Consider the following 25,506-nt stretch of genomic DNA (forward strand, 5'->3'; position numbering starts at 1 on the left):
ATATTTACTTTACTTTAAGATGATTCCTGGCAAATTATACGTAACTTTACGGGATAGTGAGTTCGCCTGAAAGTCTTTGTCATGCTCACAGGTTTTATTAGATTTTTTCCATCCCGTATGGCTGTTTATGAGCTCTCAGGCAGGTGGTGAATTATCGTTACGCATTGAGTGAGGGTATGCCATGTCAACGATCATTATGGATTTATGCAGCTACACCCGGCTAGGGTTAACCGGGTACTTAGCAAGCAGAGGGGTTAGAAAGAGAGACATCAACGATGCACACACCGTTGAAGAACTCGCAGCCGCTTGTGACGCCCACAAGCCCGGCGTGGTGTTTATTAATGAGGACTGTTTCATTCACGACCCCGCTAACAGTCAGCACATTAAGCAGATCATTAATCAGCATCCTAAGACCCTGTTTATTGTTTTTATGGCGATCGCCAATATTCATTTCGATGAGTATTTGTTGGTGCGTAAAAACTTATTAATCAGCTCGAAATCGATTAAACCAGAGTCACTTGATGACATTCTGGGCGATTATTTGAATAAAGAAGTTAAGAATGTAGGGGCGATTAACTTACCCACCCTATCATTAAGCAGAACTGAATCAAGTATGCTAAGAATGTGGATGGCTGGACAAGGGACAATTCAGATCTCAGACCAGATGAATATCAAGGCAAAAACAGTATCGTCACACAAAGGAAATATTAAAAGGAAAATTAAAACGCATAATAAGCAAGTGATATACCATGTCGTACGCCTGACAGATAATGTGACGAATGGGATTTTCGTTAATATGCGCTAATTTGCACGGCCATGTTGTACCCTACCTTGATCTCTGGCCTGGCCAGAGATTTTGCTTTTAAGCAGCCGGAGCCGGGGAGAAGACGCCCCCGACGCCGCCCTATTCCGCCGTTTCCACAAAGATCCCATCCGGGTGCCCCAGTTCGTTGAAGAACCAGATGCCGAGCGGGTAATCTTCCAGCGACACCAGATACATTGTGCCTTCATTAAACTCTTCTATTGCCAGAACCACGCCCGGGCGGCGCGGCCCACCGTCCGTTTTGACGGTTACCCGATCGTTGACCTTCATACATTCCTCCTGTGGTTTTGAGCCAGTGTAGAACAAATTACATTGTCTGGCATCGCCGCCTGGCGCGAATGGCGTTTTTGTGTGCGGTCTATACTTAGCTGTTGAGACGGTTAAATGAGGAGCCCGCCATGAAGACTGACAAAGAGTACAGCGACACCATTAAGCGTGAGGTTGAAGTGGATGTCGATGCCCTGCTTGCCGCCATCAATGAAATTAGTGAGTCCGAAGTTCATCGCGCGGAGGATAATTCAGATCGTGTCGTGGTCAATGGTCGGGATTACCATACCTACCGTGAACTGGCTGAAGCATTCGAGCTGGATATCCATGACTTTAGCGTCTCGGAGACGAACCGCTAAGACGAAAAAAATCCCGGTCATGGGGATGACCGGGATCAAACTTGCTTATGCAAGAAGCACTTGTAAATTCGTTACACCAGGAAATCTGATGCAGGTAAGACATTATCCCCAACAGAATTGTCTTACAAGCATATATTCTCTTAGCGAATATTATATTTTATACATGTGAATTTTGGTTATGAGTATAAACCTGCGCCGCGTGTGGGTTTGTCGGGATCGTTTCCACTTAAACGGCGCTTCAATGCCTATTTTTTTTAAGATTTTTCTTAGGAAAAATCATCATCCGGGAGACATTATGCCTTCGCTTGAGGAGACTCTTCTTGTCTTTACCGACCTCGACGGCACGCTGTTGGATTTTCACACCCTTGACTGGCAGCCTGCGGCCCCGTGGCTGGAAAAATTAATGGATGAACAGATACCGGTCATTCTGTGCAGCAGCAAAACCGCTTCCGAGATGGATGACATCCAGCAGGAACTGGGGCTTGGCGGGCTGCCCTACATTGCGGAAAACGGCGCGGTGATCCAGCCTGACGTACGGTGGGAAAACGCCGCACGGTTCATCTCAGAAAAGAAGCATGACGATATCCGGCAGTGTATTGCCCGGGTACGCCAGGAGATGCATCTGAAATTCACCACCTTCGATGATGTGGACGAGCACGTAGTCTCCGAATGGACCGGGCTGAGCCGTCCCCGTTCGGTGCTTGCGCGCAAGCACGAGGCTTCCGTGACGCTGATCTGGCGTGACAGTGATGAACAAATGAGATACTTTGCCGCCGAACTCGCCCGGCAGCGGCTGAAGATCGTCCAGGGTGCACGCTTCTGGCATATTCTGGACACCTGCTGCGGCAAAGACGTGGCGGTTCACTGGCTTGTGGACCAGTATCGCCTGCACGAGGGCTACGAACCGACGACGCTGGGCCTGGGCGACGGGCCCAATGATGCCCCGCTGCTGGACAGCGTAGGCTTCGCCGTGGTGGTGAAAGGCTTCAACCGGGAGGGTGTCAGCCTTATAAACAACGATCCAGCCCGGGTTTATCACACTCAGCACACCGGGCCGACCGGCTGGTGCGAGGGACTTGATTACTTTTTGAGGTGATCTTGCCAGATGACCCGGTTACGCCCGCGCTGTTTCGCCTCATACAGACGCGCATCGGCGGTGGATTGCAGATTTTCGAAGTGATAATTGCCCTTCTCCTGCGCACCAGAGACGCCAAACGACGCACTCACGCGCAGGGTGGTACTTTTCTTAATCAGAATCTCTTTGCTGTCGATACGCTCGCGGATCTGCTCTGCGACTTCCGCCGCCTCTTCAAGCGTCATGCCGGGCAGCACCACACAGAACTCTTCCCCCCCGACGCGTCCGGCAATATCTTTATCACGAAGGGTGCTGGCAATCAGCCCCGCGGCATGGGACAACACCTTATCACCCGCCTGATGCCCGAACCGATCATTGATACTCTTGAAGCAGTCAAGATCGATCTGAATGACCGAGAAAGGCAGCGACTGCTGTTCACACTGCTTCGCCAGTATTTTCGCCTGATCAAACAGCGATCCACGATTATTCAGCCGGGTCAGAGGGTCATGCCAGGCCTGCCATTGCAGCGAGTTCTGCATCGAATACATATTACTGACCATGCGCCGGATCACCAGCCATGAGATGAGCAGCATCGCGGTGAACAGCGCCCAAAGCAATGCCAGCACAATGCTGATGCTACCGAAATCGCCGCGCACCCCTTCATCCAGGGTGTGCACGCGCAGGATGACGCCATCAAAATGGTCAAGACGCTCCCAGCTGACAAAACGACTCCCCAGACGAATGCCGCCTTCGGAATCCGATTCTATCGCGTGCGCTATCTGAGCTAATTCGCGCGCGTCAAAATGATTAACGTCCACAGCAGGTGACTCAGATGTCGCAAGCAGGGTAAGCCGGCTGTCATACAGCTGGTATTCCCCTTCCGGGTTATCGCCCACGGCTTCCACCAGCAGGCGACGCAGGGTGGCAAAGGTGAAATCCATCGCCACCACGCCATACCAGACGTGATGGTAATAAACCGGCACGCTGGCGGTAATCAGCGGCTTTTTGCCCACAAAGGAGGAAGGCGGCGAGATAAACCAGCGCACGGCACGCGCACGGTTTTCACGCTCGGACTGTTGGGTAAACCAGGGCTGAGTGACCAGATGATAATAGCGCTGCACGATATCGCTGGAATTTCCCGGCGTATCCGTTTCCAGAAAGAATCCGGCGCGAGAGACATAAATCACGCGCTCTTCGTTGCGGGAAGGGCTGGATGCCAGACGCAGTAAATACCCCACTTCAAGCGCCGCGGACAATTCATTATCAAGGTACTCATCATCACGGTTCAGAAGAGTGGTCTTTTCAACGAAGGCATCCGAAACACCGTTGATCGGTAATGTGCGCCGTTTATCAACCGCAATTTGCCAGGTGGGAGACGTGCGCAAATGCGCAAAACGCTTTACCGCATCATGCAGCGCGCCAAACGCCAGCGGCGTTTCCAGCGCATCATGCATGCTGTGGCGAAAAAACAGCATTTTATCGACGCTGAACTGAAGCTGTCTGTCCAGCGCACTGGCAACCGTTTCCAGATGGTTACGCTGGCTGGAGATATAAGCATCTTCCAGTACCACAACTTCGCGCCAGGTCAGGAGAGTGGAAAAAATCAGGACAACGATAAAACAGAGGTTAACAATCAAACGGGGATTGCTACGCTTATGCAGCCACTGCAAAAAAGATTGTTTTACAACAAAGGTATCGTGCTGCACACACACTCCCTGATTGTCGCTCACCATCCGATATGATAAGTCTTCTGCCAGTAAAAACGCCCGGCAAGGCCGGGCGTTGTGTGATTAAGCCTTGTCGCGTTTTTGCCTTTTATTAGCAGGCTGAAGCTCGTCTTCACGAAAAGCCTCCCGCTTAATGCCGTATCCATCATGCCACCGACACTCCACCATTCCGCTGGAATACCCGGTGACGATCATGCCTGGACCACCATTTTTAGGCTTAACTTCATCACTGATCAAAAAGACCATACCTGCCTCCTGTATCAGGGTGAAACGTTTTCAATTTAGACGAGGAATAGTCTTTTTGCACCCGGGGTCAGCAATAATTAATGCGATTTCCCGCGTACTTTTTCAACCAGCTTAACAACGGCTACCACAATCAGACCGACGATAAAGCCCAGCACGAGGTTAAGCAGTGTGGGCAGGATCGCAGCGACTACCGCTCCCTGGCCTGACGCAAAATGTTCAATCATGTGATGCAGCGAAGCAACACCGTGCACGATAATTCCACCGCCGACCAGGAACATTGCCAGGGTTCCCACCACCGATAAGGTTTTCATCAGCCACGGCGCTACCACCAGCAGGCTTTTCCCGATGCCGCGCGCAATTGCGCTGGATTTTTTTTCCAGCCAGAAGCCGATATCGTCCAGCTTGACGATCAGCCCGACCAGACCATAAACCCCTATCGTCACGAGGATCGCAATGCCGGACAGGATCAGCACCTGGTTCATCAGAGGGGCCTCTGAGACGATCCCCAGCGTAATCGCCACAATTTCGGCCGAGAGGATGAAGTCAGTACGGATCGCGCCTTTGACCTTATCGCGCTCGAACGTTTTTGGATCCTGCGCGGCCAGCGCTTCCAGACGCTGCTGGCGCATTTCCGGGGTGTCTTTCTCTTTGCGTGCAGCGAACATATGCAACACTTTTTCGGCACCCTCGAAGCACAGGAACGCCCCGCCAATCATCAGCAGGGGCGTAATGGCCCAGGGTATAAAGGCGCTAATCAGCAACGCCAGCGGAACGAGGATCACCTTGTTAATAAAGGACCCTTTCGCTACGCCCCACACCACCGGCAACTCACGGTTCGCCCGCACGCCGCTGACCTGCTGCGCGTTCAACGACAAATCATCTCCCAGTACCCCGGCGGTTTTTTTCGCCGCCAGTTTTCCCATAACCGAAATGTCATCCAGCAAGGTGGCGATATCATCCAGCAATGTTAATAAGCTACTTCCTGCCAAAATCTCTATCCTTCTTTTTTTGCTAATTAAGTGAATAGTATGGAACAAAACTCACCGCCCGGAAACAGGCACCTCACGTCAACAAAAATTTCACATTAACTACACAATTAAAGCACTCGCCAGCCCGATAGTTTTGGCGTTAACTATGAGCGAACTTTTTATTTCGTCGTGAGGGACTATGCGTTTTCGGCATTTATTACCGCTCATTGGAGCACTCTTTTCTCTTTATATCATCTGGGGATCCACCTATTTTGTCATTCGTATAGGCGTGGAAAGCTGGCCCCCGCTGATGATGGCCGGTATTCGTTTCCTTACGGCCGGCGTGCTGCTGATGGCATTTTTATTGCTGCGCGGCCACAGGCTACCGCCGCTGCGTCCCTTGCTTAACGCCGCCCTGATTGGCCTGCTGCTGCTGGCGGTGGGCAATGGCGCGGTAACCGTCGCCGAGCACCAGAACGTACCGTCGGGCATCGCCGCCGTGGTCGTCGCGACCGTGCCGCTGTTTACGCTCTGCTTTAGTCGTCTCTTCGGGATCCGCACCCGTAAGCTCGAATGGCTGGGCATCGCGATTGGGCTTGTGGGTATCATCCTGCTGAACAGCGGCGGTAACCTGAGCGGGAACCCCTGGGCTGCCGTTCTGATCATGATCGGCTCCATGAGCTGGGCCTTCGGCTCGGTCTACGGTTCCCGCATCGAGCTGCCTTCCGGGATGATGGCGGGTGCCATTGAGATGCTCGCGGCAGGCATTGTGCTGCTGATGGCCTCCGCGTTGACGGGTGAAAAACTGACGGCGATGCCAGACCTTTCAGGTTTCCTGGCCGTCGGGTATCTGGCGCTGTTTGGCTCCATTATCGCCATTAACGCCTATATGTACCTGATCCGCAACGTCTCACCGGCGGTTGCCACCAGCTACGCCTACGTTAACCCGGTGGTGGCCGTGCTGCTGGGTACCGGTTTTGCGGGCGAAGTGCTGTCGACGATTGAATGGCTGGCGCTGGGCGTGATTGTCTTTGCCGTGGTGCTGGTCACGCTGGGTAAATATTTGCTGCCCGCGAAACCGATTGTTACGACGTGTGAGGTGGAGAAACCGTGATCGGGTGAATGCCCTGGGTATCGATCTGCGCGGCCTGACCGCCGCCGCAGATCCACTCTTCCAGCCGCTCCGTCAGTTCCACGTCATTCAGCTTCATTCTTCCGCGCAGCGCGCACTCCCAGACAATCATCACCCGCCAGCCCTGAGCGTAAAGCTGCGAAACATCGCGTTTATCACGCTCGACGTTCCTGCCAATTTTGTCCAGCCAGAAGTCGGTGCGTGTCGCCGGGACTTTAAACAGATAGCAGTCATGATGATGCCAGAAACAGCCGTGGGTAAAGATGATGCACTGGTACGCGTCGATGACGAAATCAGGACGCCCGGCAAGCGTGGCATCCTGAACCCTGAATTCAAACCCGACGGCGGTCAGGAGGCCCGCGATCCGTTTTTCGATCGCGGTATCACGCGTGCCGATGGCACGCATGTTTTTACTGCGCGTGGCCTTATTGTGAACGTCCGCCATTGACGGCCTCACTCTGACGAAGCTGAACGGCCTTGCTGATACGTGAGGCCAGCAGTTTTGCGACGGCGGCAAAGGCGGGCACTACCACCGAGTTGCCAAACTGACGATAGGCCTGGGTGTCCGACACGGGGATGCGAAAACTGTAGCCCTGCGGCGTCTCAAAGCCCATTAAGCGAGCGCACTCGCGCGGCGTTAAGCGCCGCGGTCGGTGCTGTTGGTTCTGTGGATCGTCGAAATCTTTTTCGCCCAGCGCCTTATCCCAGCCCCGATCGATAAGAATTTCCGCGCCATCTTTGTAATAGCGCGCCGACAGCGTACGCGTCACGCTGTCAGGATTAAGCGGATTGACCATGCCAAACCCAAAGCCATTGCCTTTGGCCTGATGCTTTTTGGCATAGCGATAGAGGTATTTCCACAGCACCGGGGTCAGAATGAATTTTGCATCGACGGCCGGCTCCAGCAGATCGGCTACCGTCGGGCGGCGCGCCGGATACAGCGAAGGCAAATCACGCAGCGTAAAATCGCCTTTCAGGTTGAGATCGCGGCGGAAGCCCACCAGCACAATACGTTCGCGGTGCTGTGGCAGGAAGTGTTTACCGTCGATAATTTTCGGATCGTCCGGCCCCATATCCTCTGCATCCGCCACGTCGTAACCCAGTTCATCCAGCGTTTGCATGATAATGCGGAAGGTTTTGCCGCCGTCATGACTCTTTAAATTCTTGACGTTCTCCAGCACAAAAATTGCCGGGCGGCGGGCATCAATAATCCGGGCAACGTCAAAAAACAGTGTGCCCTGCGTATCACAGGCAAAGCCGTGTGCGCGTCCCAGCGCGTTCTTTTTCGACACGCCAGCCAGCGAGAACGGCTGACACGGAAAGCCTGCCAGCAGCACATCGTGCGCCGGAATGGTATTGCGAATGTGTTCGGCGGCCTCTTCATCGCTGACGCCAGTTTTGTGGCTCAGCGTGACATCACGAATATCCGCGTTGAACTGGTGCGCGTCGGGGTCGCAATACCAGTTGGCTTTATAGGTACGGACGGCATGTTTATTCCATTCACTGGTGAACACACACTGCCCGCCAATAGCTTCAAAGCCATGGCGAATGCCGCCGATACCGGCAAAGAGATCGATAAATCGAAAGGCATAATTCGGATGCGCAGCAGGAGGACGCGGCAGCAGGTTGCGCAGATAACGGAACTCGCCGTCGCTCAGGCGGTGCCCTGCCCTGTCGCTTATCAGCAACCGCTTGAGTATCGCCGGGCTCCAGTGACTCTCGCCATGGGCCACCAGCTGGTTTGCCAGCGTTTTAGCATCATACATTTCCAGCAGCTGACGCAGGAGTGCCTGCACGGCTGCCGTTGATTTCTCAACCCGCTCAGGCGCGGGCACAGTCACTGATCGATTTTCCTGCATTCTCTTAACCGGACAATAAAGACAGAAAACAGAGTACCACAGTTCAGGATCGCACACTGCGACGGAAATGGGTCAATATCTGGCTGTCGGTTCCGAGGTAATCGCCCTGTAATTCGGCACTCAGCTTCGCCATAAACTGGATCAGAAAATCGGCATTGTGACGCGCAAGTTTGCGCCCCCGCGCGGTTTGCATAGTGTCCGGCAGGCGCAGGAGTTTGGTCTGAAAGTGGTCGAGCGCGAAGGCTTTATCATCCAGCGCTCGTGTTCCGGCGAACGGGTCGTCGGCATCAAACAGCGCGGCGCCCAGCGCACCGGAGACGGCAAAGACGCGCGCCAGGCCGATAGCGCCTAACGCCTCCAGCCGGTCGGCATCCTGCACAATTTCGGCCTCCAGGCTTTGCGGCGCGATACCGGCACTGAAGCTGTGCGCTTCAATAGCATGCTCAACGGCTGCATAACGATCCGGCGGAAAATCAGGAAAGTCGCGACTGAGGATCTCGCGCGTTTTTCGCGCTGCCAGCCGCGAGGAGTGGCTACGTTCCGGGTGATTTTTCGGCAGGCTGACAATGTCATGGAAGTAGCATGCGGTCAACACAACCAGCGGATCGCTATCCTCGTCAGCCATAATACCCTGCGCCGTCATCCAGACGCGGCGAAAATGGGCGATATCGTGCGCCGCATCATCAGTAAAATGATTTTCGTCGAGCCAGCGCTCATAACGGTGCTGCCACTGCGCAAGTTCCATCATCCCATCCTGTTGCTCAAAAGAGAGTGAATTATAATACATCCGAATCAAAATCTTTAATAAATAGAATTACGAAATACTTAATAATAATTACCCGCTATATTTTCAATTAATTAATTCACATGAAAAATAAAGAGATAAAAAGAAATATTTTGTAATATTTTTACCAGTTTAATTACATTTATTTTTGAACCTAAATAATAATCCATAGAATAGTATCAGCCATGTAGTTACGGAGGGTAATTACATATATTCAGACAATTTATATTTAAAGGGAATATATAATGAAAAGAAAAGTTCTGGCAATTCTCGTACCCGCGTTATTAATGGCTGGCGCAGCAAATGCAGCGGAAATGTATAACAAAAACGGCAACAAAGTTGACCTGTACGGTAAGGTTGATGCGCGTCATACCTTCTCCGACAACCCAGGCGACGACGGCGATGAAACCTATGTACAGGTGGGTTTCAAAGGCGAAACGCAGATCACGAACGACCTGACAGGTTACGGCCAGTGGGAATATAAAACCTACGCTAACGATACCGAAGGCGCAGGCGACACCTCTTTTAACCGTCTGGCCTTTGCTGGCCTGAAATACGGCGAATATGGCTCATTCGATTATGGCCGTAATTACGGCGTCGTGTATGACGTTGAAGCCTGGACAGATATGCTGCCGGTATTTGGTGGCGACTCCTATACCTGGACCGACAACTATATGGTTGGCCGTACTAACGGTGTGGCGACCTACCGTAATAATGACTTCTTCGGTCTGGTCGACGGCCTGAACTTTGCGCTGCAATACCAGGGTGCTAACGAAGGTGCTAACGCAAACGAAAATCAGGAAGGCACCAAAAACGGTCATGATGATGTTCGTTTCCAGAACGGCGACGGCTTCGGTATGTCTACCACCTATGACTTCGATTTCGGCCTGACGCTGGGTGCGGCTTATTCTTCCTCTGACCGTACTAACGACCAGGTCGCTTACGGCGCTGGCACCTATAACCGCTTCAGCAAATATGCTGGCGGTGAACGTGCGGAAGCGTGGACAATCGGCGCTAAATACGATGCTAATGATGTCTACCTGGCCATGATGTATGCGGAAACCCGTAACATGACTCCGTACGGCAACGATGGCATCGCCAACAAAACCCAGAACTTTGAAGCCGTAGCACAGTACCAGTTTGACTTCGGTCTGCGTCCATCCCTGGCGTGGGTCTATTCTAAAGGCATCGATTTGGGTGGTAACGATTATCATCCAGGCAATGGTTATGACTATGTAGACCAGGATCTGGTTAACTATATCGACGTGGGCATGACCTACAGCTTCAACAAGAACTTCTCCACCTACGTTGATTATAAAATCAACCTGCTGGACGAAGATGATGCCTTCTACAATGACAACGGTATTGCTACCGATGACATCGTTGGCATCGGTATGATCTACCAGTTCTGATCCCCATAAATAGCAAAGCCCGCAACGCGGGCTTTTTTATTTGACGCTGAAATGTTATGGCGCTTCCTGCAAGGCCAGGCGAACAAACCCGTTATTCTGCGCCAGCAATTCATGCGCTTTCCAGGCATTCAGACCCGTCAGCACCATCAGTACCGCCGTTTTGCACTGGTGGTTACAGCTTTCCAGCGCGGCCTTCGCCTGCGCCCGGCTACATCCCCCCGCTTCCATCACAATGGCAATTTGTCGTTCGGCCCATCTGGTGTTGCTTGCCTCCAGATCAACGCGCAGGTTGCTGTACACCCGTCCTGTCCGTACCGCCAGACCGGTGGTGATCATATGCAGGATCATGCTTTGCGCAATGCCTGCTTTAGCGTTGGTATACCCGGCCACCACATCCGCGCCCAGATCGGGAGCAATGACCATACTCGCCAGCTGCGCCGCTTCACTTTGCGCATCCTCAGTAATGAGCGCAACCGTTGAGCCCAGAGACCACGCATGACGCATCGCGCCCCAAACCCATGGCGTTTTGCCGCTGACGGACAGCGCCAGCATCATGTCATGCTCGCCAAATTCTATCGTCTGAAGGTCGGCAACGCCGCGCGCGTAGCTTCCGGCGTTATCACCTGCTGTTAACGCAATGACGGGGTGTTTGCCCGGCGCAAACGCTTCTGCCGCCTGCTCAGCCATGCGTCCGGACGCGCCCGCGCCGGTCAGCACCAGACGTCCGCCGTGGCTAAGCGTCGCCGCCGCGTTATCCACCACGCGGGCCAGCATACTTAAGTGTGGGGTAAGTGCAGAAGAGATTTGCGCGTCATCCTGGTGTATGACGTTAAGCATATCCAGCGTCGATAATCTGTCGATGTTCATCGTGCTGGCGTGCCGTCTTTCCCTGGCCGTACCGGTAAGCATAATGCTCATAAACTGCCTCCTTATTATGAGTACCCACACACTATAAAGTGTTTTATATAGGTCACCTGAGAGGAGGCTCACGAAACGCCTCTCTTTACATGGCTTTATGAAACGCCCGTCATCAGCGATAATTAGCCCTTTCTTTTTCATCGCGGAGTGTTAATGAGCGATTTGCAGCCTTTCCCCCCGACGCGCAAGCGCCCTATGAAGCTGAATACGCTGGTTACGCTGATGGTGTGCGCGATTATCGGCTCGGTGCTGCTGGTGGTCTTCGCGCTCTACTCTGTGCAGATCACCCGCGCCACGCGCGATGACGTGAAAGATACCGCGCTGGGTATCGCCCGGACGCTGGCCGACAGCCCGGAGATCAAGCGTGGCCTGATGGAATCGCCGCAGGCTGGCATCATCCAGCCGATTGCCGAGGCGGTGACGAAGCGCAACGACCTGCTATTTACCGTGGTCACCGACCTGCGGGGGATCCGTTATTCCCATCCAAATGAAGCGCTGTTAGGTTTGCACTTTATTGGCGACGATCTGACGCCCGCCCTGGAAGGGAAAGAGAATGTCTCCGTTAACCGCGGCGCGCTCGCGGAAGCGCTGCGCGTCTTTACCCCCGTGTATGACGACCAGCACGACCAGATCGGCGTGGTGGTGGTGGGCATTTCGCTGAATAAAGTTGAAGATCAGATTGCCCGCGGGCGGCTCAACGCCGTGTGGACCATCTTATTCAGCGTTCTGATGAGCTCGGTGGCGATATGGGGTCTGGTCCGGGTGCTGAAGCGTATCCTCTTCGGGCTGGAGCCTTACGAGATCTCAGCCCTCTTTGAGCAGCGCCAGGCCATGTTGCAGTCCCTGCGCGAAGGCGTGATGGCCGTGGATATGCACGGGCGCGTGACGATGATTAACCACACCGCCAGAGAGATTTTGCTCCTGAGCTCGGGTGAGCACTCCGAGAGCAGCGGCGAACCACTGCTGGCCAGCCTGCGGGAAGTGGCGAAAACCGGCATTGCTCGCCAGGATCAGGAGATCGGCTGTAACGGACGGCTACTGCTGTGCAACATGGTCCCCGTGAAAAGCCAGAATCAGGTGATCGGGGCAATCAGCACCTTCCGCGATAAGACCGAAATCAGCCAGTTAATGCAGCGTATCGATGGCATGGTCAACTATGTTGATGCCCTGCGCTCCCATACGCATGAGTTTATGAACAAGCTGCACGTGATCCTCGGCCTGCTGCACATGAAGCGCTACGATAAGCTGGAGGAGTACATCATCCAGACCGCGCAGAATTATCAGACGGATATCGGCGCGATACAGCGCAAAGTTAAATCGCCGGTCATTGCGGGTTTCCTGCTGGGTAAAATTAACCGCGCCAAAGAGGCCGGAGTGACCCTGACGCTGGCGGAGGAGAGTCAGCTTCCTGACACCGCCAATGAAGAGCAGGTTGCGGTGCTGATCACCGTGCTGGGCAATTTAATCGAAAATGCCCTGGATGCGATGGAAGGCCAGCCGGAAGGCGAGATCGGCCTGCTGCTGCATTATCAGAACGGCTGGCTGAGCGGTGAGGTCAGCGATGACGGTCCCGGTATTGATCCCGAGCGGCTGGAGGCTATTTTTACAAAGGGCTACTCAACAAAAGGTGAAAACCGCGGCGTTGGGCTGTTCCTTGCGCGTCAGCAGATCCAGAATCTGGGCGGAGATATTACCGTCGAGTCTGAACCTGGCGTATTTACCCAATTTTTTGTTCAGATCCCCTGGGATAGCGAGAGGAATATCGCGTGATAAATGTGTTAATTGTCGATGATGACGCCATGGTAGCCGACCTCAACCGTCTGTATGTTAACCGCGTTGAGGGTTTTAGCTGCTGCGGCGTCGCTTCCACGCTCAACCAGGCCGAGGCGTTGATCGCCAACCCAGGCCAGCCGATCGATCTGGTGCTGCTGGATGTCTATATGCAGCAGGATAACGGGCTGGATCTGCTGCCCATCATTCGCGCGTCGGGCCGCCCGATTGACGTCATCATGATCTCGTCGGCCTCCGACGCCGCAACAATCCAGACGTCCATGCACTATGGCGTGGTGGATTACCTGATTAAACCGTTCCAGTTCCCGCGTTTTGAAGAGGCGCTGAACGGCTGGAAGGCAAAGCGCAGCCTGATGGGATCGCATCAGTATTATGAACAGGCCGACGTCGACAGGCTGATCCACGGCGGCGCGCCGGAGCTGGCTGACAGCAAAAAATTACCGAAAGGCCTAACGCCGCAGACGCTGCGCACCATTTGCCAGTGGATCGACAGCCATCCGGAGATAGAATTTTCCACCGACGATCTGGCGAATGCGGTCAACATTTCCCGCGTCTCCTGCCGCAAATACCTGATCTGGCTGGCGCAAATTAATATCCTGTTCACCAGCATTCATTACGGCGCTACCGGCCGACCGGTATATCGCTACCGTTTGCAGCCGGAACAGGTCGGACTGCTCAAACAGTACTGCCAGTAATTCGGTAGCTGTCGTCCAGAAGGGTAAAACGGAAGTGGTGCATCGAGGAGATCACCACTTCTTTTGTTTTGGTGACAAAGATGGCTTCAATATCGGGGCGCGAACGCAGCGCGGCGCAGCCCTTTTCCACACCCATGCCGTAGATCAGCGTGGTCCAGATATCGCCGTCGAGAGAGTCTGGCGAAATAATCGTCACGCTGTCCAGTTCGTTATCCAGCGGGTAGCCGGTGCGCGGGTCAAGTATGTGGTGATAACGTTTGCCGTTCTGCTCGAAATAGCGCTCATAGGTGCCTGACGTTACCACCGACCGGTTCTCTACCGTCATAGCGCCAATCAGCGCGTCACCGGCGAACGGTTTTTTCAGGCCGACGCGCCAGCCGCCCTCCGGCGAACCTAACGTCTGGACGTTGCCGCCAAGGTTGATCAGCCCAAGTTCAACGCCCTCTTTATGCAGGTGATCCCGCACCCTGTCGGCGATATAGCCTTTAGCAATAGCACCCAGATCGATCTCCATTCCCTGGCGAGTAAGAAACACGCTGCTATTGGCTTCATCCAGCACCACGTCCGCAGGATCCGTGATGCCCATCAAGGCGGCGATCTCGTCCGCGGGCGGTACAGCGTCCCCCTTAAAGCCAATTTTCCAGCATTTCACCAGCGGGCCGATCGCCAGGTTAAAGGCGCTGTCTTTAAGCAGGCTTGCCGCTTTCGCGCAGCGGATCAGCTCAAACACCGGACGACTGACGGCAACCGGATGCTGACCAGCCGCATGGTTGATGTCCATTACCTGGGAGTGCGCACGGTTAACGGTGAGCAGATCTTCGTACTGTTTGATCAGGCGAAACACGCGGGAGGCAAGCGCTTCGTCATGGGAAAAGAGTTTCAGGAGGATGGGCGAGCCCATCAGAACGGCGGAGTAGCTGTAAACGCGATGGCTATCAGGCATTGCATGAGTCCTCAGGTGTAGCCCCGGCAGGCACCGCGCCGCCGGGGAAACAGGAGCCTTACCGTGTTTTCGAACGCATAGCCGCCTGATGTCCTGCAAGCGTACCAAAAATAATGATATCTGCCACCGCATTACCGCCGATGCGGTTACCGCCGTGGATGCCCCCGACAACCTCACCCGCAGCAAACGCTCCCGGCAATACGTTGTGGTTGCTGTCCAGCACGCAGGTATCGGTATTGATGGTCACGCCGCCCATGGTGTGGTGAACCCCTGGTGCAATCTGAATGGCGTAGAACGGCCCTTCGTTGATTGGCGCACGCAGCGCGGTGGTACGTCCAAAGTCGTCATCGTGCTGTTTCTCCACAAAGACGTTGTAGCGTTCCAGCGTTGCCAGGAACTGGTGGTGATCCATCCCCAGCGCTTCCGCCAGGGCTTTTGGCGAGCTGGCGCTGGTAACAAACCCTTTCGCGATGTACTCATCCGCGGCTTTATTTTTGACGCGAACATGCTCGTCAAAGACGATGTAAGCGTATTTCTCCGGCAGCGCGATGATTGACGCCGAGACTTTATCGCGGGTCGACATTTCGTTATAGAAGCGGTTGCCCTGCTGGTTTACCAGAATCGCCCCGCCGCCGCGGATGGATTCGGAAATCAGATACGACGTTTTCTGCTCAACGGTTGGGTGGATCTGAATTTCGCCCATATCCACTGTGCCTGCACCGATACGCTCCAGCAGCGCGATACCGCCCCCGGTCGCCCCTTTGTGGTTAGTGGTAACGAACCCTGCCAGATCCGGACGGTATTTCACCACCATCTGGCTGTTGGCGCTGAAGCCACCCGTTGCGACAATCACGCTTTTGGTTGCCACGGTGAGGGTTTCGTTCTCTTCGGTGGTCAGACGCACGCCGGTCACTTCGCCGTTTTCGAAGATGATGTCGCTCACGGAGGTATCCAGCATCACCTCGATGTTGCGCTTGTTGACGTTACGCACCAGGCCGCTGATCAGATACCCGCCCACTGCGGAACCGTCTTTCGGACGGTGCGTACGGTCGATGCTCATCCCGCCGGTGGTGGTGATGTCGTTCAGCATAATGCCGCGCGTTGCCAGCCATTCGATGGCCTGCGGCGCGTTCTCGACAAAGCGACGCAGCAGTTCAGGGTTGTTCTTATTGCCACCGCCTTTCAGGCTTTCCTGGTAGAACAGCTCTTTGCTGTCCTGAATGCCCTTCACGCGCTGGAAGCGGGTCTCCGCCGCGTTCATCCCGGCAGAGGCTTTAATGGTGTTCCCGCCAATAGTCGGCATTTTCTCAACGATCAGCACGCTCGCGCCTTCGTCATGCGCCTGAATCGCCGCCGCCAGACCGGCGCCGCCGCTGCCGACCACCACCACGTCCACGCTTTTAGTCTCATTCGGGTCAGCGCCCTCTTCTGCCGCCAGCGCTTTGCTGGATTTCAGCATCGCCTTCGAGACCGCTTTTTTCACCGCCTCGCTTTGGCTGGTCGCGCCGGTGATAGCATCCACGTGCGGAGTGTTGGCATCAAGAATTCGGGTACGGATCTCTTCGAAGCTGGTGACAAACTCGACGTCTTCACTCGGGCCGGAGGCCAGTTCGATATCGGCGATGCGGTCGGTTTCGAGGCTGACGTTAATTACCAGTTCGTTAGCATCGTCCTGCACTTTTTCAATAAAGGTGCCCGGTTTGAATTTAGATTCGCCCATGCTCATGTCGCGGATCATCGCTTCCACCAGCGAGAAGCGCCACAGCGGTTCCGGGATGCTCAGTTCTTCGCGTCGGGTACTGTCCATAAACAGCTCCAGGCTTTCGCCCGCCGCGATGCGATCGGTCCAGTCCGGATAGGCGATGGTGGCACGACCAACGGCAATCAGGTCGTAACCGTGATCCAGCGCTTCATTCACATCCGTGGCATTCACCACGCCGCCAACGCCCATCACCGGTACCTGAGCCAGCGTGTCTGAGCGCATGGCGCAGTATTTTTCGATAAGTGGCGTCGGGTCCTGAGTATCGACGATAGAAGGACGCAGGGCGGCGCCAAGGGAAAAGTGGAGATAATCCACCCCGCGCGCGGCCAGTTTTTCCAGCAGATACAGGGTATCTTCGAAGCGAATGCCCGGGACTTCCAGCTCTTCCGGAGAGAAACGGTAGCCAATGATAAACGCGTCGTCCGCGTACTGGCGCACCATCTTGTGGGTAATGTCCAGCACCGCCAGCGGGAATTTCGCGCGGTTTTCGCGGCTGCCGCCCCACTCGTCGTCGCGCTGGTTGGAGTTCGGGGAGAAGAACTGCTGGATCAGATAGGTATTCGCCCCGTGGATTTCGACGCCGTCGAACCCGGCCTGAATTGCGCGGCGCACGGCTTCGCCAAACTTGCCGATCATGCCTTCCACCTCTTCCGCGGTCAGGGCAACCGGCGTGGCGGCACCGTCACGCGGCGCGGCAACGGCGCTTGGGCCAACCGGCGTGCGACCGCCGATCAGTTTTGGGTCGACCATACGGCCGCCGTGGTAGATTTGCAGCAGGGCTTTGGAGCCTTTTGACTTGATGGCGTCAGCGATTTTTGCCAGCCCGGCGATTTTCTCGTCGTTATCAATGCCAATTGCGCCCGGGAACGCCAGGCCGAGATCGTCAACAAAACAGCACTCAACGATGATGGTGCCGATGCTGCCCGCGCGGGCGCGGTAGTACTCCACCAGCTCGCTGGTCACGGTGCCATCGTAATAACCGGTACAGGTTGTCATCGGGGCCATTAACAAACGGTTTTTCAGTTCAGTACCATTCGGTAATGTGAAGGGGCTTAAAATACGTTCGTTAGTGCTCATAATAGAAACTCCAAACTTTAAAAAACTAAGAATTCGTTATCGGGATGATTTTTTTATTTCGTGTTTTTTGCCGATGTCATGATAGTAATATAAAGCTTTTTTTAGTTTATAAAGCCATTACGTTAGTTAATAAACTATTTAATCCCTTCGATAACATTAATAACACATTGGTGTTAGCGCGAATGTTTCACTCGTTCACAATAATTTAAAAAAAGTTAAATCACAAAAGGTCAAACCAATACACCACAACTACCAAAAAACCAAATAAAACAACAACAAGAAAAAGCACCAAAATTTAAATGTTATAGTTTTGATACATAAAATGCGTAAAATCAGCGAATAACCACACTACTCAGAGTGGTTATTATAAAAAATATAAAAATAGCCATTCAGTTCCGTTTTTTTGATCGTGATCAATAGTTATGGCATTCAAAAGAGCAATATAAAAACATCATCATTTTTTATTTATCGCAAACAAAAATGCGTTAAATCGCTATTACTGAAAACACAAAAACGCACCTTAAATAACTAAAAAAAGCAAAACGAATAAAGCAATCGAATTTGTGTTTTCGCTGTACGACGAATTTTTGACAACTTAAGACGTGAAACTATGAAAACAAAAACTGCTGTAACGCCTCCTGCGGCGAATCTGGCATCAAATGGAACAGCAAAACGACTGCTGATGATGGCTTTGCCCGTCATTGTTGCCGTCCTGCTGTTGTTTGTTCCCGTTCCGGACGGGCTGCCGCCTTATGCGTGGCACTACTTCGCCATCTTTGTTGGCGTCATCGTCGGGTTGATTTTCGAACCGCTGCCGGGCGCCGTGATCGGTCTTACCGGCGTCGTGGCGATTGCGCTGTGCAGCCAGTGGGTGCTCTTTAGCCCGGAACAGCTGGCTGACCCAAAATTCAAGCTGGCGGGCGCCTCCTTTAAATGGGCGGTCAGCGGGTTTGGTAACTCCACCGTGTGGCTGATCTTCGGTGCCTTTATGTTTGCTGCGGGCTACGACAAAACCCGCTTCGGTCGCCGCCTGGCGCTGATACTGGTGAAATATCTGGGCCGTCGCAGCCTGACGCTCGGTTACGCCATTACGTTTGCGGACCTGCTGCTGGCCCCGTTTACCCCGTCCAATACCGCGCGCAGCGGTGGGACCATCTACCCGATCATCGCCAACCTGCCGCCGCTGTACGGTTCAAAACCCAACGACCCAAGCGCGCGCAAAATCGGTTCGTATCTGATGTGGGTGGCAATTACCGCGGCCTGTATCACCAGCTCGATGTTCCTTTCCGCTCTGGCACCTAACCTGCTGGCGCTGGCGCTGGTAAAAAGCACGGTCGGAATTGATATCTCCTGGGGGACCTGGTTCCTCGCCTTCCTGCCGCTGGGTATTCTGCTGATCCTGACCATGCCGCTGCTGGCTTACTGGTTCTACCCGCCGGAAGTGAAGGTAAACAACGAAGTACCGTTGTGGGCGACCCGTGAACTGGAAAAACTGGGCAAACTGTCGCGCAATGAGATCCTGCTGCTGGTGTTCGTGTGCTGTGCGCTGCTGATGTGGATCTTCGCCGCGGCGTGGATTGAACCGGCCATGGCTGCCCTGCTGATCGTTGGCCTGATGCTGTGGACCGGCGTGCTGGAGTGGAACGATATCACCGGTAACAAAGCCGCGTGGAATACCTTCGTGTGGTTCGCCACCCTGGTGGCGCTGGCGGATGGCCTCTCCTCCACCGGCTTTATCAGCTGGCTGGGTAAAGAAGGCGGCCTGCTGATGAGCGGTATTTCTCCGGGTGTCGCCACCATCGTGCTGCTGCTGGCGTTCTACCTGCTGCACTATCTGTTCGCCAGCACCACCGCGCACACCACGGCGCTGCTGCCTGCGATGCTGACTATCGCCTCCACCATTCCGGGCATGAATATGGAAGTGTTCGTCCTGCTGATGGTGACCTCACTGGGCGTGATGGGGATCATTACCCCCTACGGTACGGGTCCAAGCCCGATTTACTACGGTAGCGGTTACCTGCCAACCAAAGACTACTGGCGCCTCGGCACCATCTTCGGTGCCATCTTCCTGGCGGCCCTGCTGCTGATTGGTTACCCGTGGATGTCCATGATGTTCTGATTCCTGACCGCCGGACATATCCTCCGGCGGTTTTATTTTTGTGGAGCAAGCTATGTCAAACAAACCCTTTATTTACCAGAACCCCTTCCCTCTCGCGCATGACGACACCGAATACTATCTGCTGACCAAAGAGCATGTCTCCGTTGCCGAGTTCGACGGTCAGGAAGTGCTGAAAGTGGAGCCGGAAGCCCTGACCCTGCTGGCGCAGCAGGCTTTCCACGACGCCGCGTTTATGCTGCGTCCGTCTCATCAGAAGCAGGTTGCCGCCATTCTTAACGATCCGGAAGCCAGCCAGAACGATAAGTACGTTGCCCTGCAATTCCTGCGCAACTCCGAAATTGCGGCGAAAGGCGTGCTGCCCACCTGTCAGGATACCGGTACGGCAATCATTATGGGTAAGAAAGGCCAGCGCGTCTGGACCGGCGGCGGCGACGAAGCGGCGCTGAGTCAGGGCGTGTATAACACCTATATTGAAGACAACCTGCGCTACTCGCAGAACGCGGCGCTGGATATGTATAAAGAGGTGAATACCGGCACCAACCTGCCCGCGCAGATCGACCTCTACAGCGTTGATGGTGACGAGTATAAATTCCTGTGCATGGCGAAAGGCGGCGGTTCCGCCAACAAAACTTATCTGTATCAGGAAACCAAAGCGCTGATCACCCCGGCGAAGCTGAAAAATTATCTGGTTGAGAAGATGCGGACCCTGGGCACCGCGGCCTGCCCGCCTTACCATATCGCCTTCGTTATCGGCGGCACCTCTGCGGAAGCCACGCTGAAAACCGTCAAGCTCGCCTCTGCGCGCTACTACGATGGCCTGCCAACCGAAGGCAACGCGCACGGCCAGGCGTTCCGCGACGTCCAGCTCGAGCAGGAACTGCTTCAGGAAGCGCAAAACCTCGGCCTGGGCGCGCAGTTTGGCGGGAAATACTTCGCGCACGATATTCGCGTAATCCGTCTGCCGCGCCACGGCGCCTCCTGCCCGATCGGCATGGGCGTCTCCTGCTCCGCTGACCGCAACATCAAGGCGAAGATTAACCGCGAGGGGATCTGGATTGAGAAGCTGGAGCACAATCCGGGCCAGTATATTCCTGAATCCCTGCGCCAGCAGGGAGAAGGCGACGTGGTAAGCATTGATCTGAACAAGCCGATGCCCGACATTCTGGCGCAGCTTTCCGCGCACCCTGTCTCCACCCGCCTGTCGCTGAACGGCACCATTATTGTGGCGCGCGACATCGCCCATGCGAAGCTGAAAGAGCTGCTCGACAACGGGGAAGAACTGCCGCAGTACGTTAAAGATCACCCGATTTACTATGCTGGCCCGGCGAAAACGCCAGAAGGTTACGCGTCTGGCTCCTTAGGCCCGACCACCGCCGGGCGTATGGACTCCTATGTAGACTTACTGCAATCCAACGGTGCGAGCATGATCATGCTGGCCAAAGGTAACCGCAGCCAGCAGGTCACCGACGCCTGCCATAAGCACGGCGGCTTCTACCTCGGCAGCATTGGCGGCCCGGCGGCGGTACTGGCGCAAAACAGCATCAAGAGTCTGGAGTGCGTGGCCTATCCTGAACTGGGAATGGAAGCCATCTGGAAAATTGAAGTGGAGAACTTCCCGGCGTTTATCCTGGTGGATGACAAAGGCAACGATTTCTTTCAGCAGATCCAGAATAAACAGTGCAAAGGGTGCTCACAGCGCTGAGCGTTTCCATAACGCCGGAAGCTGCGAGAGCGTATCGTTGATCAACCCGCGCTTGTCGCTGCCCGGCTTCCAGATGGTGACCATCGTCTGGCTTATCCCCTGGCTGCCCACTTCGGTGGGCAGCCTTTTTACGTTTTTCCACTGCGTTGCGTGAAGATGGGTCGGCAAAAATCCCCAGCCGCAGCCCTGCTCCAGCAGGCCGCGCAGCATCTCCAGTTCGTTAGTGAAAAGCGTGTGCCCTGAAATTTGCAGGCGACGGGCAACCGGCTCGTCTGACGCGGCATGCATAACCACCTGTGGAACCAGAGAGAGATCGAGCAGCGACACCGGCGACGCAACCTCCGCAAAAAGCGCCGTTGCGGCGTAAAAATCCATTTCGATCGCCCCCAGCGCCCGCCACTCCATCTCATTGCCCACGCTGCGGTTGCGCGCCTGGCAGATCCCCAGATCGGCCTGACCGTTCGCCAGCATGGCTTCCGCCTCATCGCGCGATGCGCTGGTCAGGCTCAGGCGGATCTTTTTCGTCGCCAGCGTAGCGATCAGCGCCTGCAAAAAGGCTCTGGGGGTGAACGGATCGTAAACGAGGGCAATGTCCTGCGTCGCGCTGTCCGGCACCGTACGGGCAAACGCCTCAAACGCTTTGACCTGCCGCATCAGCAGGTGCGCCTGCCGCTGAAGCTGCTCCCCCTCCGGCGTCAGGCGCAGGCTACGCCCCTCCCGCAGGAACAGCGCGTAGCCCAGCCCATCCTCAAGGAAATCGATCAGATCCCGCAGGGTTGTACGATCTTTGCCGAGTTTACTGGCCGCCTTCATCAGGCTGCCATGCTCAGCGACGGCGGTGAACGCCTCAAGCTGGGCAAAAGAATAGATCAGTGATGCCACGTCATTCTCCACGCGATTTTCCGGGGGATTTTCCCCCATAACGCGTTTTTTATTATAGGCCTCAGGTTCTTAAACTGAAGTCCTTCCTGAGCCAAACGAGATAAATATGAAAATCAAAACAAACCGCACACTGCTCGCGGCGCTGGTTATCAGCAGCCTGCTCTCGCCCGCCGTCATGGCGGCCTGCAACGGTACCGAACTCACGACCTGTCCGGCGCCTTTCGATGCCAGACTCCCGGACGCACATACCATGCTCACCTGGAGCCAGGCCGATCGCGTGGTGGGCTTTCGCAATGACTACCGCAACTACGCGGGCGATGTGTTCCGCCACGGCAACGCTACGCCACTGCTGCCCGCAGAAAAACCGCTCACCGATGCCCGCTATCAGGTGAAGGGTAAGATTTACAATCTTCAGGATTACCTGAAACGCCAGAACGTCAGCGGCATGCTGGTGCTGAAAAATGGCAAAGTGGCCTATAAATATCTGGGAGAAGGCAATACCGACTCTACGCTCTGGACGTCGCGTTCCGTGGGCAAATCCGTGGTCTCCGCGCTGGTGGGTGTTGCGATTAAAGAAGGGAAAATCCACTCCCTGGACGACCTTGTCACCCAATACGAACCGGATTTAAAAGGCACCGCCTGGGAGGGCGTAACGCTGAAACAGCTCATCACCCACACCTCGGGCGTGGCGTGGACTGAAGATTACACCAACGCGCAATCTGACTTCGCCCGGCTTACCGAATGCGAAGCGAAACCGGGCACCTACGACTGTGTGCGCACCCTGGTGAAGGGGTTACACCGTGAACACCCGGCGGGCGAAAACTGGTCCTATTCCTCGGGTGGTGCCTGGCTGTTAGGCGATGTGCTTGAGCGCGCCACCGGCATGACGCTCGCGGCGTATCTGGAGAAAAGCATCTGGCAGCCGTACGGTATGGCGAGCGACGGCGTGTGGCATGCCTACAGCAAAGGCCAGCACGACGTGGGTGCGCATGGGTTCAACGCCACGCTGGAAGACTGGGGGCGTTTCGGGGAGTTTATCCTGCATAACGGTACCCTGCCGGACGGAAAGCAGATCCTCCCCGAGGGCTGGGTGAAACAGTCCTCAGCCTGGACACAGGCCAAAGGATCGGTGTCCGAGGCGCATCCGAAGGGGTTGTACGGCTACCAGTGGTGGAACAATGAAGTGCCAGCCACCGCCACAAATGTGGAGCCGAAAGTCGAAAATTCGCTGAAGGATTCCCTGTGGGCGCTGGGTATTTTTGGGCAGATGATCATGGTTAATCATAAAGAAAATCTGGTTATCGTCCAGTGGTCCACCTGGCCGCAGGCAGAGCCGTCATTCAGCGCCCAGCCGCTGGAAGCGTCGCTGATGTTTAGCGCGATTGCGAACGCGCTGCGCTGATAATCCCAAGCCAGGCCCCGCCTGGCTTCTCATCTGCGCGGTGTCACAAAACTGATATATCAGCGACTTAGCGAAACGGGGTAAATAAAAGATCATCGAAATGTTAAGTTATTGTTGAATATGTAAATACTGGTCAACGCATTGTCATTAATGCACCACACGCATCGGTTTATGCGCTATTTGCGCTTATTAATTTCCACTTCCTGATCCAGTTTTCAGAAACAGACGAGCATAACGTCGCTATAAAACTGGAGATAATCATGGTTTCCTCAACCTCACCTGCAACGGTTCGTGCGAAAGCGGGCGCGATTTTCCGCGTCACGTCGGGCAACTTTCTTGAGCAATTCGACTTCTTTCTGTTCGGCTTTTATGCCACCTACATCGCCCATACTTTTTTCCCGGCAAGCAGTGAATTTGCGTCACTGATGATGACCTTCGCCGTCTTTGGCGCGGGCTTCCTGATGCGTCCGATCGGGGCCATTGTGCTGGGGGCTTACATTGATAAAGTGGGCCGCCGTAAAGGGCTGATCGTCACCCTGTCGATTATGGCCGCCGGAACCTTTCTGATTGTGCTGATCCCTTCTTATCAGAGCATTGGCCTGTGGGCACCGCTGCTGGTGCTGACCGGCCGCCTGTTGCAGGGTTTTTCGGCAGGTGCCGAGCTGGGCGGGGTTTCGGTTTATCTGGCGGAGATCGCCACGCCGGGCCGCAAGGGTTTCTATACCAGCTGGCAGTCAGGTAGCCAGCAGATCGCCATTATGATCGCGGCGGCGATGGGCTTCGCGCTGAATGTGGTGCTGGAAGAGAGTGCCATTCGCGAATGGGGGTGGCGTATTCCGTTCCTGTTTGGCTGTCTGATTGTGCCGTTCATCTTTTTCCTGCGCCGCAAGCTCGAAGAGACCGAGGAATTCAGCGCCCGTCGCCACCATCTGGCGATGCGTCAGGTCTTCACAACGCTGCTCGCCAACTGGCCGGTCGTCGTCGCGGGCATGCTGATGGTGGCGATGACCACCACCGCGTTTTACCTGATCACCGTTTACGCGCCGACCTTCGGTAAAAAAGTCCTGATGCTCAGCGCGTCGGACAGTCTTCTGGTCACGCTGCTGGTGGCGGTGTCCAACTTCATCTGGCTGCCGGTGGGCGGCGCGCTGTCGGATCGCTTCGGGCGTAAACCGGTGCTGATCGCCATGACGCTGCTGGCGCTGGCAACCAGCTATCCGGCGCTGACGATGCTGGCGGCAGCCCCGAGCTTCTCAATGATGCTGACCGTGCTGCTGTGGCTCTCTTTCCTCTACGGTCTGTATAACGGCGCGATGATCCCGGCCCTGACTGAGATCATGCCAGCAGAGGTGCGCGTGGCGGGCTTCTCGCTGGCTTACAGCCTGGCAACGGCGGTCTTTGGCGGTTTCACGCCGGTGATTTCGACTGCCTTAATTGAGTACACCGGCGACAAAGCCTCCCCGGGCTACTGGATGAGCTTTGCCGCCGTTTGCGCCCTGCTGGCAACGCTCTATCTCTATCGTCGTCGCACGTTAATCCTGCAAACTGCCGTTAAGGAGTGAT

22 protein-coding genes are annotated in these 25,506 nt (G+C 54.9%); 11 read left to right on the plus strand and 11 right to left on the minus strand.

The features are described from left to right. Positions 1 to 181: 181 nt before the first annotated feature. Positions 182 to 805, plus strand: coding sequence for a transcriptional regulator RcsA (gene rcsA, locus ACOTX4_RS06675; protein WP_003859584.1), 624 nt, complete (start codon positions 182 to 184; stop codon positions 803 to 805). 99 nt (positions 806 to 904) lie between these two features. Here the strand turns inward: rcsA and dsrB are convergent, their stop codons facing one another. After that, a complete protein-coding gene (gene dsrB, locus ACOTX4_RS06680; protein ID WP_003859583.1) occupies positions 905 to 1,093 on the minus strand; it encodes a protein DsrB in 189 nt (62 codons plus the stop codon). Between the two features lie 128 nt (positions 1,094 to 1,221). Between dsrB and yodD the strand changes: the two genes are divergently transcribed. Beyond that, positions 1,222 to 1,449, plus strand: a complete 228-nt coding sequence (yodD, locus tag ACOTX4_RS06685) for a YodD family peroxide/acid resistance protein (RefSeq protein WP_017383339.1) — start codon at positions 1,222 to 1,224, stop codon at positions 1,447 to 1,449. Between the two features lie 295 nt (positions 1,450 to 1,744). Next, positions 1,745 to 2,545 carry a mannosyl-3-phosphoglycerate phosphatase-related protein gene (locus ACOTX4_RS06690; protein ID WP_045330346.1) on the plus strand — a complete coding sequence of 267 codons (801 nt, stop codon included), beginning with the start codon at positions 1,745 to 1,747 and terminating at the stop codon, positions 2,543 to 2,545. Here ACOTX4_RS06690 and dgcQ read toward each other — a convergent pair. From dgcQ to ACOTX4_RS06705, 3 genes are all read right to left on the minus strand, one after another. Further along, positions 2,530 to 4,230: a cellulose biosynthesis regulator diguanylate cyclase DgcQ gene (gene dgcQ / locus ACOTX4_RS06695; RefSeq protein ID WP_045617695.1), complete on the minus strand. Its 1,701-nt coding sequence runs from the start codon at positions 4,228 to 4,230 to the stop codon at positions 2,530 to 2,532. The genes ACOTX4_RS06690 and dgcQ overlap by 16 nt on opposite strands. Positions 4,231 to 4,314: 84 nt before the next feature. Then, positions 4,315 to 4,497: a YodC family protein gene (locus ACOTX4_RS06700; protein ID WP_003859574.1), complete on the minus strand. Its 183-nt coding sequence runs from the start codon at positions 4,495 to 4,497 to the stop codon at positions 4,315 to 4,317. A 77-nt stretch (positions 4,498 to 4,574) separates the two neighbouring features. Further along, positions 4,575 to 5,486: a DUF808 domain-containing protein gene (locus ACOTX4_RS06705; RefSeq protein WP_003859571.1), complete on the minus strand. Its 912-nt coding sequence runs from the start codon at positions 5,484 to 5,486 to the stop codon at positions 4,575 to 4,577. A gap of 178 nt (positions 5,487 to 5,664) precedes the next feature. Here ACOTX4_RS06705 and yedA point away from each other — a divergent pair, with 178 nt between their 5' ends. After that, positions 5,665 to 6,579, plus strand: coding sequence for a drug/metabolite exporter YedA (yedA, locus tag ACOTX4_RS06710; protein WP_003859569.1), 915 nt, complete (start codon positions 5,665 to 5,667; stop codon positions 6,577 to 6,579). Here yedA and ACOTX4_RS06715 read toward each other — a convergent pair. The 3 genes from ACOTX4_RS06715 to ACOTX4_RS06725 are packed head-to-tail and all read right to left on the minus strand — an operon-like array spanning position 6,551 to position 9,201. Then, a complete protein-coding gene (locus ACOTX4_RS06715) occupies positions 6,551 to 7,042 on the minus strand; it encodes a very short patch repair endonuclease (protein ID WP_003859567.1) in 492 nt (163 codons plus the stop codon). The two genes, yedA and ACOTX4_RS06715, sit on opposite strands and share 29 nt — an antisense overlap. Further along, positions 7,023 to 8,456 carry a DNA cytosine methyltransferase gene (locus ACOTX4_RS06720; protein ID WP_057979973.1) on the minus strand — a complete coding sequence of 478 codons (1,434 nt, stop codon included), beginning with the start codon at positions 8,454 to 8,456 and terminating at the stop codon, positions 7,023 to 7,025. The genes ACOTX4_RS06715 and ACOTX4_RS06720 overlap by 20 nt, the downstream gene beginning before the upstream one ends. A gap of 43 nt (positions 8,457 to 8,499) precedes the next feature. After that, on the minus strand, positions 8,500 to 9,201 hold the full coding sequence (locus tag ACOTX4_RS06725) for a phosphohydrolase (RefSeq protein ID WP_045330350.1): 702 nt from the start codon (positions 9,199 to 9,201) through the stop codon (positions 8,500 to 8,502). 284 nt (positions 9,202 to 9,485) lie between these two features. Here ACOTX4_RS06725 and ompC point away from each other — a divergent pair, with 284 nt between their 5' ends. After that, positions 9,486 to 10,652, plus strand: coding sequence for a porin OmpC (ompC, locus tag ACOTX4_RS06730; RefSeq protein WP_032659241.1), 1,167 nt, complete (start codon positions 9,486 to 9,488; stop codon positions 10,650 to 10,652). A gap of 54 nt (positions 10,653 to 10,706) precedes the next feature. Here the strand turns inward: ompC and ACOTX4_RS06735 are convergent, their stop codons facing one another. After that, positions 10,707 to 11,570: an N-acetylmuramic acid 6-phosphate etherase gene (locus tag ACOTX4_RS06735; protein WP_045330355.1), complete on the minus strand. Its 864-nt coding sequence runs from the start codon at positions 11,568 to 11,570 to the stop codon at positions 10,707 to 10,709. Between the two features lie 153 nt (positions 11,571 to 11,723). Between ACOTX4_RS06735 and ACOTX4_RS06740 the strand changes: the two genes are divergently transcribed. Both ACOTX4_RS06740 and dcuR read left to right on the plus strand, forming a co-directional pair. After that, positions 11,724 to 13,340 carry a sensor histidine kinase gene (locus ACOTX4_RS06740; RefSeq protein ID WP_032659246.1) on the plus strand — a complete coding sequence of 539 codons (1,617 nt, stop codon included), beginning with the start codon at positions 11,724 to 11,726 and terminating at the stop codon, positions 13,338 to 13,340. Then, the gene (dcuR, locus tag ACOTX4_RS06745; protein WP_003859556.1) at positions 13,337 to 14,056 is read left to right on the plus strand and encodes a two-component system response regulator DcuR; all 720 of its coding nucleotides are present in this window, start codon (positions 13,337 to 13,339) and stop codon (positions 14,054 to 14,056) included. Before ACOTX4_RS06740 ends, dcuR begins: the two co-directional genes overlap by 4 nt. On the opposite strand, the gene ACOTX4_RS06750 is transcribed toward dcuR, so the two are convergent. Continuing rightward, positions 14,037 to 14,999: an FAD:protein FMN transferase gene (locus ACOTX4_RS06750; protein ID WP_032609600.1), complete on the minus strand. Its 963-nt coding sequence runs from the start codon at positions 14,997 to 14,999 to the stop codon at positions 14,037 to 14,039. The genes dcuR and ACOTX4_RS06750 overlap by 20 nt on opposite strands. A 58-nt stretch (positions 15,000 to 15,057) precedes the next feature. Further along, positions 15,058 to 17,838, minus strand: coding sequence for a flavocytochrome c (locus ACOTX4_RS06755; RefSeq protein WP_032609602.1), 2,781 nt, complete (start codon positions 17,836 to 17,838; stop codon positions 15,058 to 15,060). 610 nt (positions 17,839 to 18,448) lie between these two features. Between ACOTX4_RS06755 and ACOTX4_RS06760 the strand changes: the two genes are divergently transcribed. Beyond that, the gene (locus ACOTX4_RS06760; protein WP_003859551.1) at positions 18,449 to 19,957 is read left to right on the plus strand and encodes an anion permease; all 1,509 of its coding nucleotides are present in this window, start codon (positions 18,449 to 18,451) and stop codon (positions 19,955 to 19,957) included. 52 nt (positions 19,958 to 20,009) lie between these two features. Next, entirely contained in the window at positions 20,010 to 21,659 is a 1,650-nt protein-coding gene (fumA, locus tag ACOTX4_RS06765; protein WP_003859549.1) for a class I fumarate hydratase FumA, read from the plus strand. Here fumA and ACOTX4_RS06770 read toward each other — a convergent pair. Continuing rightward, positions 21,648 to 22,580: a LysR family transcriptional regulator gene (locus tag ACOTX4_RS06770; RefSeq protein ID WP_022651468.1), complete on the minus strand. Its 933-nt coding sequence runs from the start codon at positions 22,578 to 22,580 to the stop codon at positions 21,648 to 21,650. The two genes, fumA and ACOTX4_RS06770, sit on opposite strands and share 12 nt — an antisense overlap. A 67-nt stretch (positions 22,581 to 22,647) precedes the next feature. Between ACOTX4_RS06770 and ACOTX4_RS06775 the strand changes: the two genes are divergently transcribed. Then, the gene (locus tag ACOTX4_RS06775) at positions 22,648 to 23,943 is read left to right on the plus strand and encodes a serine hydrolase domain-containing protein (protein WP_045330359.1); all 1,296 of its coding nucleotides are present in this window, start codon (positions 22,648 to 22,650) and stop codon (positions 23,941 to 23,943) included. A 260-nt stretch (positions 23,944 to 24,203) separates the two neighbouring features. After that, complete coding sequence (locus ACOTX4_RS06780; protein WP_045330362.1) at positions 24,204 to 25,505, plus strand: MFS transporter; 1,302 nt, start codon at positions 24,204 to 24,206, stop codon at positions 25,503 to 25,505. Position 25,506: the final 1 nt, after the last annotated feature.

Source organism: Enterobacter cloacae complex sp. IR5459, assembly GCF_049238005.1.
Taxonomy (GTDB): Bacteria; Pseudomonadota; Gammaproteobacteria; order Enterobacterales; family Enterobacteriaceae; genus Enterobacter; species Enterobacter hormaechei_C.

Coding starts and splice junctions, on each gene's coding strand:
- rcsA (WP_003859584.1), top strand. CDS start 182: ATGTCAACGATCATTATGGATTTATGCAGCTACACCCGGCTAGGGTTA.
- dsrB (WP_003859583.1), bottom strand. CDS start 1,093: ATGAAGGTCAACGATCGGGTAACCGTCAAAACGGACGGTGGGCCGCGC.
- yodD (WP_017383339.1), top strand. CDS start 1,222: ATGAAGACTGACAAAGAGTACAGCGACACCATTAAGCGTGAGGTTGAA.
- ACOTX4_RS06690 (WP_045330346.1), top strand. CDS start 1,745: ATGCCTTCGCTTGAGGAGACTCTTCTTGTCTTTACCGACCTCGACGGC.
- ACOTX4_RS06700 (WP_003859574.1), bottom strand. CDS start 4,497: ATGGTCTTTTTGATCAGTGATGAAGTTAAGCCTAAAAATGGTGGTCCA.
- yedA (WP_003859569.1), top strand. CDS start 5,665: ATGCGTTTTCGGCATTTATTACCGCTCATTGGAGCACTCTTTTCTCTT.
- ACOTX4_RS06715 (WP_003859567.1), bottom strand. CDS start 7,042: ATGGCGGACGTTCACAATAAGGCCACGCGCAGTAAAAACATGCGTGCC.
- ACOTX4_RS06720 (WP_057979973.1), bottom strand. CDS start 8,456: ATGCAGGAAAATCGATCAGTGACTGTGCCCGCGCCTGAGCGGGTTGAG.
- ACOTX4_RS06725 (WP_045330350.1), bottom strand. CDS start 9,201: ATGGAACTTGCGCAGTGGCAGCACCGTTATGAGCGCTGGCTCGACGAA.
- ompC (WP_032659241.1), top strand. CDS start 9,486: ATGAAAAGAAAAGTTCTGGCAATTCTCGTACCCGCGTTATTAATGGCT.
- ACOTX4_RS06735 (WP_045330355.1), bottom strand. CDS start 11,570: ATGAGCATTATGCTTACCGGTACGGCCAGGGAAAGACGGCACGCCAGC.
- ACOTX4_RS06740 (WP_032659246.1), top strand. CDS start 11,724: ATGAGCGATTTGCAGCCTTTCCCCCCGACGCGCAAGCGCCCTATGAAG.
- ACOTX4_RS06750 (WP_032609600.1), bottom strand. CDS start 14,999: ATGCCTGATAGCCATCGCGTTTACAGCTACTCCGCCGTTCTGATGGGC.
- ACOTX4_RS06755 (WP_032609602.1), bottom strand. CDS start 17,838: ATGAGCACTAACGAACGTATTTTAAGCCCCTTCACATTACCGAATGGT.
- ACOTX4_RS06760 (WP_003859551.1), top strand. CDS start 18,449: ATGAAAACAAAAACTGCTGTAACGCCTCCTGCGGCGAATCTGGCATCA.
- fumA (WP_003859549.1), top strand. CDS start 20,010: ATGTCAAACAAACCCTTTATTTACCAGAACCCCTTCCCTCTCGCGCAT.
- ACOTX4_RS06770 (WP_022651468.1), bottom strand. CDS start 22,580: ATGGGGGAAAATCCCCCGGAAAATCGCGTGGAGAATGACGTGGCATCA.
- ACOTX4_RS06775 (WP_045330359.1), top strand. CDS start 22,648: ATGAAAATCAAAACAAACCGCACACTGCTCGCGGCGCTGGTTATCAGC.
- ACOTX4_RS06780 (WP_045330362.1), top strand. CDS start 24,204: ATGGTTTCCTCAACCTCACCTGCAACGGTTCGTGCGAAAGCGGGCGCG.